At 58.8% G+C, this 10,655-nt stretch carries 5 protein-coding genes; 3 read left to right on the top strand and 2 right to left on the bottom strand.

Annotated features, from left to right (window positions below; genetic code table 11):
* Positions 1 to 4: 4 nt before the first annotated feature.
* Positions 5 to 2,116, bottom strand: coding sequence for a TonB-dependent receptor family protein (locus tag BLW11_RS02140; protein WP_048360374.1), 2,112 nt, complete (start codon positions 2,114 to 2,116; stop codon positions 5 to 7).
* 167 nt (positions 2,117 to 2,283) lie between these two features.
* Positions 2,284 to 6,570: a membrane-targeted effector domain-containing toxin gene (locus tag BLW11_RS02135; protein WP_048360373.1), complete on the bottom strand. Its 4,287-nt coding sequence runs from the start codon at positions 6,568 to 6,570 to the stop codon at positions 2,284 to 2,286.
* Positions 6,571 to 6,820: 250 nt separating this feature from the next.
* Between BLW11_RS02135 and BLW11_RS02130 the strand changes: the two genes are divergently transcribed.
* The 3 genes from BLW11_RS02130 to BLW11_RS02120 are packed head-to-tail and all read left to right on the top strand — an operon-like array spanning position 6,821 to position 10,588.
* A complete protein-coding gene (locus tag BLW11_RS02130) occupies positions 6,821 to 8,578 on the top strand; it encodes a carbamoyltransferase family protein (protein ID WP_048360372.1) in 1,758 nt (585 codons plus the stop codon).
* Positions 8,562 to 9,692 (top strand): glycosyltransferase, encoded by a 1,131-nt coding sequence (locus BLW11_RS02125; protein ID WP_048360371.1) that lies wholly within the window; start codon positions 8,562 to 8,564, stop codon positions 9,690 to 9,692. Before BLW11_RS02130 ends, BLW11_RS02125 begins: the two co-directional genes overlap by 17 nt.
* On the top strand, positions 9,692 to 10,588 hold the full coding sequence (locus BLW11_RS02120) for an antimicrobial resistance protein Mig-14 (RefSeq protein WP_048360370.1): 897 nt from the start codon (positions 9,692 to 9,694) through the stop codon (positions 10,586 to 10,588). The genes BLW11_RS02125 and BLW11_RS02120 overlap by 1 nt, the downstream gene beginning before the upstream one ends.
* Positions 10,589 to 10,655 lie beyond the last annotated feature (67 nt).

Here is a 10,655-nt window from a genome sequence, read left to right as displayed (position 1 = left end):
GCTGTCAGAAGCTGTACTGCGCCCCGGCCCCCGCATACCACGAACGCCCCGGCGCGGCTTCGTAGAAGCGGCTATTGCCGTCCGCCACAATCACCGAGCCCACATACTGACGGTCCAGCAAGTTGTCCAGGCGCAATGTCTGGTGGAAGGTCCAGTGCTCGACCTTCTGCTCAAACTTCGCCCGCCAGTTGAACACGCTATAGGCAGGGGCCGCCTTGGCAGTGTTGGTGTCTTCGACATAGACCTTGCTGCGGTACATGCCCTCGATCGCCGTGCTGACCCAATCGGCCGGTTTCCAGTTCACTTCGGCAAACAACGTGGTCTGCGGCACGCCCGGCAGGTAGTTGCCCTTGTCGACTTCTTTTCTTGAAGTCCCGCTGCCGCTAACAAAATCGCTGTCGTAGGTCGCTTGCAGGCGGGTATAGGCCAGGGTGGTGGTCCAATGCTCGCTAAGCTGGCTTTCGATCCCCAGTTCAAAACCACGACGCAGGGTGCGGCCAGCGTTTTGGTAAGTGGTGCGCCCGCCAGTATTGCTTGCAACCACCAGCTCATCTTCAGTGGTGATCTGGAACACCGCCGCATTGATCCGTGTGTTGTTTAGCTGGGCTTTGAGGCCCATCTCGTATTGGGTACTTTCGGAGGGCTTGAGCCCAAAGTTGAAGCCCCGGCCGCTTGGCGAGTACGCCAGCTCGGCCTGAGTCGGCGTCTCAAAGCCTTTGCCTGCGCTGACATAACCATGCAGCTCAGGTGTGAAGGCGTACATCACGCTCATCGACGGCGTGGCTTTTTCGTAGCGCTTGTTGCCGCTGTCGTCGCCGTTGCTCAAGAACTGATCATCGACGTCCATTTCCATGGTGCTGTAGCGCAAGCCGGTCTGCACCGTCCAGTTACCCAGCGCCCAGTTGGCCTGCACGTACGGGTCGAGGCTGCGGGCGGTGTCGACTTCGTCGCGAACTATGGCGCCTTTGACCCCCAGTTGGTCGCCGATGAAGTTGTTGTAGCCGTGGCGGCTATCCTGGCTCTGGTCGAAATCCAGGCCGCCGATCAGGGTCAGGTCACCCGGCACGCCATACACCGGTTGAAGCCAGCGCAGGCTGCCGCCGTAGAACTTACGGTCGAATTGAACAACACCGCCGCCCTGGTAATTGCTTGGGTTAGGCTTTGGAGGATTCCCTATAGTTTTTGGGATCGCCAAATACTGAATCACACTCCGCGTGCCGGTATAGGCATTGACCTGCAGGGTCGCGTCGCCGATATAGCGCTCGTAGTTCATCCCCAACTGCTGATGGTCGATGCTTTTGCGCGTGTTGTAGGTCAGGGCGTTTGGCGTCACCGAGCGCGGGTCAGCCTTGTAGGCGTCCCAGCTTTGGCCCAGCGGGTCCTGGGTGCCATTCTGCTCAAGGCTGCTGTAGATCAACGCCAGCTTGCTGTCGTCGTCGGGCTTGAGGTTGAGCTTGGCGAAGGTCTGGTCGCGGCGCGCGGCGCTGTGGTCGCGGTAGCCGTCGGTGTCCATGCGCGAGGCGTCGAGCACAAAGCCCACGTCATCGGTGGCGCCCTCGGCGGTGAGGTGGTTTTTACTCAGGCCGTCGCTGCCGACCAGTGTCTCGGCGCCAATACGAGGCGGGCCTTCGCCGTCACGGGAGAACATCTGGATCACGCCACCGGCGTTGCTGCCGTACAGGGTGGCCGCCGGGCCGCGCAGCACTTCGATGCGCTCGGCAGTATCGAGGTTGAAGGTCGCGGCCTGGCCCTGACCGTCCGGGGTGCTGGCCGGGATGCCATCAGCAATCAGCTTGATACCACGCACACCAAACGCCGAGCGGGCGCCAAAGCCGCGGGACGAGATTTGCAGGTCCTGGGCGTAGTTCTGACGGTTTTGCACCACCAGCCCCGGCACGCGGGACAGCACCTCGGAGGCATTGATGCCTAACTGGCCGTCCTTGATTTGCTCCTGACTGATGCTGTCGACCGAGTACGGCAGGTCAAAGCTGGGGCTGGCGCTGCGCGAGCCGGTGATGACACTGGGGTCCAGTTCCAGGGGTTCGGCGCAGACGAGAGGCGTCAGGCAGAGGCCGGGCAGTAGCAGGGCAACGTGTGCAGGTGCGAAAAATTTCATGGGCAAAATCGGGATTCCGTGTGACGCGACCCGTCCAGGGCAACGGGGGATGAGGCTAGCAGAGGGCGCGCAGTTTAGCGGCTGAGGTGGGGATATCCAGTAAAACAAGCACAGGGACGTGACGGGGCCGTCCCTGTGCTTGGGAGTCTTGAGCCTGGGGCGTGGAGTTACTGCACTTGCGTCATATTGTTGTCCTGCAAGTCATGGATCAGGTCTTTGAGCGTGTCATAACGTTTGTTGTGGATGGTTAACCAGTTTTCGCGCTCGATAAAGAGTTGGCCGCCGGGGTCGGTCTGCAAGGGGGTGTGAATGATTTCGTGGTTGCCGGACCGATGAATCAACTCCGCGCCTTTGGTTGAGGAATTCTCAAACCGGAAATAGCCCGGATCCTTGAGCCTGTTATTGGTTTGCGCCATGTAGAGCGCAGGCAGTTTGGGTTTTGTGCCTGGAATGTCGATCTGCAACCAGTAGTCATTTTTCAAAAACTGGTAGCTTTCATATGCCATGAGCGGCGGGAGGATTTCACCAATGTCCATGCGCATTCCAAGGCTCAAGCCCGGGGCCGTATCCGATATCCGTACACCCACTGTGCCCAGTAGTTCGGCCAGCCCGGGGATACCTTGAAAGGTGTTGGCATGGGAGTTCCCCGTGAGGGCAATCCATTTGTGACCTCCGGTGCGTGCCTGATGGGCGCCAATGGTGCGCGAGGCAAAGTAGCTGAACGTTTCATAGCGTGTCAGCCCGGGCGTTTCGCTTGGCGTTCCTTTCGGGAAGTAACTGGCCGAACAATCAAGGGCGACTATCTGGATGCCGTACCGTCTGGCCTCGCGCACCAAATGGCTGAATGTGTAAGTGCTGGTGGGATCAATGCCGTGGCCAAGATCTTGATTTTTCAGAAACCTGTCCAGCCTTAAGGGCATTTTTCCGGTTTGGAAGTAGTCATCCAGCAGGTTTTGGTGAAAGTCACTTTGCAAGTGCTCCAGGTAGAGTGTTTTTACATCGCTTGCAGAGAATTGAGCCATGTTTTCAATCAGGATTTTTTTACCCGATTGGTGGGCATGGGTTTCCCCCCAGACGATGCCATCTGAATGCTCGAATAGATGTTTAATCAGATCTGGCTGTGTGACGTTACTCGGCAGTAGCGGGCGATTGACGCGTGGTCTTGCAGGTTTTGTCAGGTACCAGGCTTTTGCATCCGCCAGCAGTTTGACCCTCAGGTTTTTGAACACCCGATGGGCCGCGCTGTTTCTGGAGGTGATATCCATAAACTCATAGTCGCCATCCAGGGCGGAGCGGTAGTTGTCAATGATCTCGACAAGGGTTTCCCGGTATTCGCCGGGCATGTCGTAGTCGCTGTATTTGACCGCAGGCATGTCCACAGCCAGCCCCGTGTGATCACGTGCCAACGGTACCCAGCGCTTGCTGTTGTCCGCCAGCTTGTGTTTGATTTCCCAGTGCCCGGCAGTGCGTCGCACCTTGTAAATTTCGCTGGCGTCACTGTGTGAGCCGCGTGAAAGTTGCAAGTACCAGGTGCGCCCCAGCCAGCCGCTATAGACCTCAAATACGATGCCGTTTTGCTGGATGTAACGCATGTTGCCCAGCCGGTAGATGCCCTGCTCGTCAGGGGTGTGGCGGTTGAGGTCGACACCACTGATCCGGGTCTTTTCTATTATTCGTTCGATCCCGGTTTTTTGTTTAAACAGCGGTGTGGTCAGGTCGGCATCCCAAAGCCCGGCCGAGAGTTCTCGCAGGGGGATGCTGTACGGTGCGTCGGGCTTGCGCTCATCCATCGCGCGCCAGAGTTCATCCAGGTTGTCGTACTGGCTGCGGTAGAAATTGCCGCGGGGGTCTTTGGTGTAGTGAGCATTCTGACCATTGCTGACGGACGCTTCATAGACTCCTGCACCGTATTTATCCCCCGTACGCAGCCTTAGCCCTACGCCTGGGTCAATGCTGGCGGCTCCCGGGCTTAGCGAAGGAGCGGGCTGCTTGATGCGCTGGCGTATCGATTTTCCAAATATTGCAGAGCCGGTGAAGTCCGATGCTCCGTCAGTAAGGTGGGTGATGGACTCCATGAAATGCAGCAACGCTTCGTTCTTTTCGTCCCGTTGCAGGGCGTCGAGGCCTTTGAGGATCTGGTGGATAAACCGTGCCAGCACGATAGGCAACAACACCTTGGTCGGTAGCGCGAACGAGATGATATCGATGGCCGTCAGTGCCGCATCTGTTGCGGTGTTGACGTTGCTTTCCCAGGTCGAGGTTGTTTGCTCGTCTGCATCGCGGATAGCGTGCAAGGCTTCGGTGTCGTAAGACGTTTCGAACAGGTTAGGGCTTATGGCCTGGAGCTGCAGGTGGGTGTCGGTCAGGCCTTGCTCCAGCAGCGGTTTGATATACGCCTGTTGTGCTGCCGTTACGCGGCGCTGCACATAGCTGCGCCATTGCGGGCGTGTCAGCATCTGGCCCAGCTCATTGCGTGAGTGGACGATCTGGAACCAGCCGTTCTCAGGGGCGTCGGGGGTGTAGCACAGCAATTGCTGCGAGCCGGTGGAGCTGAAGACCAGCACCCCCGGCAGTGGTTTGTAGCGCAGCATCAGTAGATGGACTTTGATCTGCGCGCCGTTGACGTGCGGGCGGCTGCTCTCTGCGGGATGGTCCAGCGCGGCCCTGACCCATGCCGCCTGATCGGTGTTCAGGGTGCCCGACAGTCTGGCTTCAAGCAGGTCCAGGTTCAGTTGTGCTTGCTTGAAGGCGACGTAACGCTCCTTGCGCCACTGGGCCTGTCTGGAGTTGACCAGCAGGTCGTTGAGCCTTTTTTTATAGTTCTCGCCAATGTCCAACTGGCGCACCAAAGTTTTCAGGTAGCTGCTGGTCAGCACCGGATGCCTGTTGCCCGCGCCATCCTTGACCTGTGCTGTCAGGGCGAAGGTCACATCCCAGATGCCTACGTTGGACAGCGCCAATTCGCTCAGGCTGCGCTGTGTGGTGTGGTAACTGATCGCAGGCCCTGTCCTGTCCAGGCTCACCCCGGCAGAAAACCCGGAGCCGCCAATCGGGTTTATCAACGGCCCGGTACGCTGGGCTTCTGTGGTCGAGATAAAAATACGGTCGGGGTCTACGTCTATGCCGTGGTCTTTTTTGATCTGTTGGCGCAACTCAAGGCGGGCGTAGCCCAGCAATGTGTGTTTGCGCCCGATCTCACCGAGGGTCTGGGCGTCATCGGTCTGCGCCGCCAGCCGTTGGTGGTTCAACCGCTCAACCGCCAGCCGCCATTGGCTTTTGTCTGCATCTGAGGCTTTTTTCAGCCAGTCGGGCAATTGGCTTTCTATCAGTCGGGTATAGCGGTTGCGCACAATACTTGCTGGATTGAGGGGCAGGCTTGAGCTCAGGGATTGGTCGACACACTCGGATAATTGATCGAGGGAAGTGGTTTGTTTCAGGGTACGTGCGACTGACCAGGCATGGCGCAGGTCGTGCTCTTGTTTCTGGATCAATTGATTGCAGTAGAACGTGGGTACGTCATTGTCAGCGACCGGGTGGTAGCTGACGTTTTCATGGGTCATGGTCTGTACGCGTTGTTTTGCCAGTACGCAATCGAGCAGCGCCTCGCGCTGGTAAGGGTCCTTGAGCCGAGTGCTGAGCTCCCGGGTGAGCGCCGCGATTGAATCGAACTCGTGCAGGCCGCTGTTCGGCAGGTAAAGCACTACGGATCGCGGGGTGGCGTCTTGAGCAACACGGTTGTCCCCCGGATCGGCAGAGCCAAGGGGGAGATTTTTGCTGGTAATCACGAATGCACCGTGAAGGGTGCTGGCGCTTTGCGTGTCAGAGCCGGTGAATGCCAGCGTATAAAAGCCGTAGGAGCTGGGCCCCTGTTGAGCGGATGGCGAGTGGGTATCAGGTAATACCTGATTGATGACTTCCATCGTGTTGGCGCTGAGAGTGGTTTCTGCGTGGCGTACGGTTGCCTCGGCCCGGATCAGTTTTTGGGCAAGTTGTGCCAGCCAGTCTTTTGGGGTCAGTGCGTTGAGATCTTCATGGGGTGTTTGCCAAAAGGCGCTTAACGCATCCCTCACACACAGTTCCGGGGAGCGGACTACAAACTCAAGGTACTTTTCAAGGTCCGGGGCGGTGATGCCGGCGGCCAGGTCATGGTCGTCCAGGGTGTAGGCGTATGCGTAAATCCGGGTCGAGCCCTGGGCGAAGGTCGGGATCTTTCCGGTCATGTAGCACTGATCGATGAGGGAGGTCACTGACTGGCTGACGATAGTCGGCGACTGTCCGGGTTGCGGTGCTGCCTGTGCATTGAGAAAGAGAAAGTCAGTGCAGATGTCTGCCGGCAGTTGCGGGAAAAACACCCGCAAGCGGTGATCCAGTGACACATCGAGGTTGGGCCAGGCATTGCGGAGCAAAAGCAGCTCGTGCTCAGCGTTTTTCAGGTTTTCGAGGGGGGTAGGCATGTTGTATGTCCTGTGAGTTGACGCGTACGTCGGTGTAATCACAGAAAACCCCTAAACGTTCGGGGGGTGGGCTTACATATATCTAGAATTGGTTGTTGGCAGGCTCAGGTGCGAGGCGTGGCAAATCGCGCTGGGTCATTTGCGGTGTCTTTACGCTATAATCCCGCTCTTTAGCTGTTTCTCGCCTTGCGGGGGACGCATTATTTTTCAGGCGCCCGCCGCCTGCCTGCATTCAAAAGAGGCCCAACCTGTGGCATTGACGATTCTTGGCCTGTCCGGCGCCCTTAGCCATGATCCCTCCGCAGCCCTCTATATCGACGGCAAGCTGGTAGCGGCGGCTGAAGAAGAACGCTTCGTGCGTGATAAGCATGCAAAGAACCGCATGCCCTACGAATCCGCAAAATTCTGCCTTGAACAGGCGGGTATCAAACCTTCCGACGTTGACGTAGTGGCGATCCCGTTCGCGCCGATCAGCTTGTTCGGCAAGGCACGCTGGCATTACGCCAAGCGCTACTGGTACGCCCCGGACCGCGCCCTTGACGCGATCCTGATGGGCAACCGTCGCTATAAACGCTATCGCAACAAAATCGTGTTCTGCCTTGAGCAGCTGGGTTTCGATCCGAAGAAAATCAAGATCGAACCGGTTGAGCATCACCTGGCTCATGCTTCCAGCGCCTACCACTGCTCGGGTTTCAAAGAGAAAACCGCGATCCTGGGTATCGACGGCAAGGGCGAGTACGCCACAACGTTCTTCGGCTACGGCGAAAACGGCAAGATCACCAAGATCAAGGAATTCTTCGACCCGGACTCTCTGGGCGGCCTGTACGGCGCGATTACCGAGTTCCTCGGTTTCGAGATGCTGGACGGCGAGTTCAAGGTGATGGGCATGGCGCCGTACGGCGACGCCAGCAAATACGATTTCTCGCGTCTGGCCTCGTTTGAAAACGGCGAGCTGGTGATCAACACCGAATACGCCAACGTGATCGGCCTGCGCCGTTACAAAGAGAACGGCAAGGGTTTCTACTTCTCGCCAAAACTGATCGAGTGGCTGGGGCCAAAGCGCGAAGGCGATATCGCCGACGAGCCGTACATCCACTACGCGGCCAGCATGCAGGCGCTGTTTGAAAAACTGTCGCTGCAGATGATCGATTACTACCTGGGCGACATTCTTAAAGAGACCGGCAAGATGGCCTTTGCGGGCGGCTGCGCGTTGAACGTGAAGCTGAACCAGAAAATCATCGCCCGTCCTGAAGTCAAAGAACTGTTCGTTCAACCTGCGTCCGGCGATGCCGGGACCGCGGTGGGTGCGGCGGCCTATGTGTCCCACGCTCGCGGCGTGCCGGTCGAGAAGATGGAACACGTCTACCTCGGCCCTGCGTACAGCAACGAAGACGTGATTGCGGCCTGTGCCCGTCACCCGGGCAAGCCTGCGTATCGCAAGATCGAGGGCACCCCGGAGAAGATCGCCAAAATCATGGTCGACGGCAACCCGGTGGCCTGGTTCCAGGGCCGCATGGAGTTCGGTCCGCGTGCATTGGGAGGTCGTTCGATCATCGGTTGCCCGAGCAGCGAAGGCGTGGCTGACCGCATCAACGAACAAATCAAGTTCCGTGAGCGCTGGAGGCCTTTCTGCCCGTCGATGCTCGACACCGTGGGGCCGCAGATGATCAAGGTCGATCACCCGGCACCGTTCATGACCTTCACCTTTGAAGTGTCGGACGAGTGGAAATCCCGCGTGCCAGAGGTTGTCCATGAAGATGGCACCTCCCGCGCCCAGGTGCTCAAGCGCGAATACAACCCGCGCTACTACGACATGATGAAAGCGCTCGAAGTGCTGACCGGCAACGGCGTGTCGCTGAATACCTCGCTCAACCGTCGTGGTGAGCCGATGGTGTGCTCGCCGACCGACGCGTTGAACATGTTCTTTGGTTCCGATCTGCAGTACCTGATCATGGAAGATATTTTGGTAGTTAAAGACGGCGCCGAGACTTATGAATCGCTCGACTGAGCGTCATGTACTGCAGTTCTGTCACGGCTATGACGGGCCGTTTCTGGACTGCGCGCGCCAGTACGCCAGCCTGTTTGCCGGCACCGGGTACAAGGTCACCACGGTCTTTTTGACCGGGGCGGCCGACCCCGAGGTGGCTGCGGGTTGCGCGTCCGATGAAGTGCTGTTCATGGAATTCAGCTCCAAGGCCATTCGTGGCCTCAAGCTGGGTGCCATCGCCAAGCTGCGTAAAATTGCGGCTTCGCGCAATTTCAGTTTTTGCATCGCCCATCGCTTCAAGCCGATCTATATCGCCTTGTTGGCCACCGGTTTGCCGGTGATCGGCGTGCATCACGCGTTTGGCGACTACCAGCGCCGCAGCCGCAAACTGTTTGCCAACCTGTTTCGCAAACGCCTGAGCCTGCTCGGTGTTTCCGATGCGGTGCGCGATGACATGCGCCAGTGCCTGCCCAAGTGGCCGGCCGGCCGTATCAGCACGCTCTACAACCGCATCGATATCGAGGCCGTACAGGCCGCCCAATTACCCGGCACCCGGGCGCGTGAAGCGCTGGGGCTGTCGGTCGATGGGTTTATTGTCGGCAACGTCGGGCGCCTGCACCCGGACAAAGACCAGGCCACGCTGATTCAGGGCTTTGCCAGGGCGCTCCCCCATCTGCCTGCCGACAGTCAGTTGGCAATCATGGGCAAGGGCCGTCTGGAGCAAGACCTTAAAGACTTGGCGCTGGAACTCGGGATTAGCGAGCACGTGCTGTTTTTGGGCCAGGTACCCGATGCGCGCCGTTACTTCCGTGCCTTTGACGTGTTTGCCCTCAGCTCCGATCACGAACCCTTCGGCATGGTGCTCCTCGAAGCCATGGCCGCTGGCGTGCCGGTGCTGGCCACCGCATGTGGCGGCGCCAAGGAAGTGGTTGAAGGCGTAGGGATCCTGTTCCCGCTGGGCGATGCCGAAAACCTGGCCCAGGGCCTGCAACATCTGGCGGTGCTCAGTGATGAGCAGCGCCTGGCCTGCGCCGGGCAGATGCAAGCACGCCTGTATGAGCGGTTCAGTGATCAGGCCGTACGCGATACGTTCTGGCAGTTGCCGCAAGTCACCGACCTGACTTCGGGGGCCTGATGCTCAATCGATTCCAAGGCTGGCGCGAGCGTGGCTGGAGCGTTGTCGATGCAGGCACTTATGCCGATGCCTGGCAGCGTTTTGGTGGCAGTGTCGCGACCCATCCGCTGGTGGTTGAGCGCCTGGCTCAGTTGGCGGGTATCCCGGTGCGCTATCTGGCCCGGGAGCAGGACGGGGAGCTGAAGGCGGCGATCCCGACCTGGGGGCGCGACCTGGCGTTGTCCAAGGACGTGCTCAAGCGTCACGGCAAAAAGGGCCTGTTCGACCTGGGCAATGCCGAGTTGATCCTGCCTGCGGCCGCCGACGCCCAAGCCCCTTTGCGTCATCGCGGGCGCTACCTGTCGGCGCTTAATGAAGGGCGATTCAGCACCCTCAAGCCACAGGCCGAGCAGTTGGCCATGGCCCGCACGCCGGAAGAGCTGTCGAAAAAATTCCGCTACAACCAGCGTCGCGAGTTGCGCTTGCTGGAAGAGGCGGGTGGCCTTGTGCGCCCGGTTTCGGAGTTTTCCAGCGTCGAGCTGTCGGCAATTTATTGCGATTTGTTTCTGCGGCGCTGGGGCTTTGTGGCCACCGGGGCCGAGCGCATGCCCGAAGTGATTGAGTTATTGCGCGAATTACTGATTGGTTCGGTCATTTTTCTCAATGACGCGCCTATTGCGATTCAGTTGGTGTATCGGGTTGAATCGCCGCAATGGATCAGCGTTGAGTACGTTAATGGCGGCGTTGACCCCGAAACCCGTGCTTTCAGCCCAGGCAGCGTGTTGAGCTTCCTCAACACCCAGTCGGCCTGGGAGCAGGCTCGAAGCGTCAACAAACCCCTGCGTTTCTCGTTCGGCCGCGCCGACCGCGAGTACAAAGAGCGTTGGTGCAACCCGGTGCCGGTCTTCAGGGTGTGAGACGAGTCAGCGCCCAGCTTGTGGGCGCTGGCAAGCCAGCACCACAGGGAGACTAAACCCAAGAGTA

This window comes from Pseudomonas deceptionensis (assembly GCF_900106095.1).
Classification (GTDB): domain Bacteria; phylum Pseudomonadota; class Gammaproteobacteria; order Pseudomonadales; family Pseudomonadaceae; genus Aquipseudomonas; species Aquipseudomonas deceptionensis.
Note: the sequence above shows the minus strand (reverse complement) of the source record. Positions and strands in the feature narration are given on the sequence as shown.

Bases quoted from the DNA above. Each gene is read 5' to 3' on its own strand.
- BLW11_RS02140 (WP_048360374.1), bottom strand. From the start codon at position 2,116: ATGAAATTTTTCGCACCTGCACACGTTGCCCTGCTACTGCCCGGCCTC.
- BLW11_RS02135 (WP_048360373.1), bottom strand. From the start codon at position 6,570: ATGCCTACCCCCCTCGAAAACCTGAAAAACGCTGAGCACGAGCTGCTT.
- BLW11_RS02125 (WP_048360371.1), top strand. From the start codon at position 8,562: ATGAATCGCTCGACTGAGCGTCATGTACTGCAGTTCTGTCACGGCTAT.
- BLW11_RS02120 (WP_048360370.1), top strand. From the start codon at position 9,692: ATGCTCAATCGATTCCAAGGCTGGCGCGAGCGTGGCTGGAGCGTTGTC.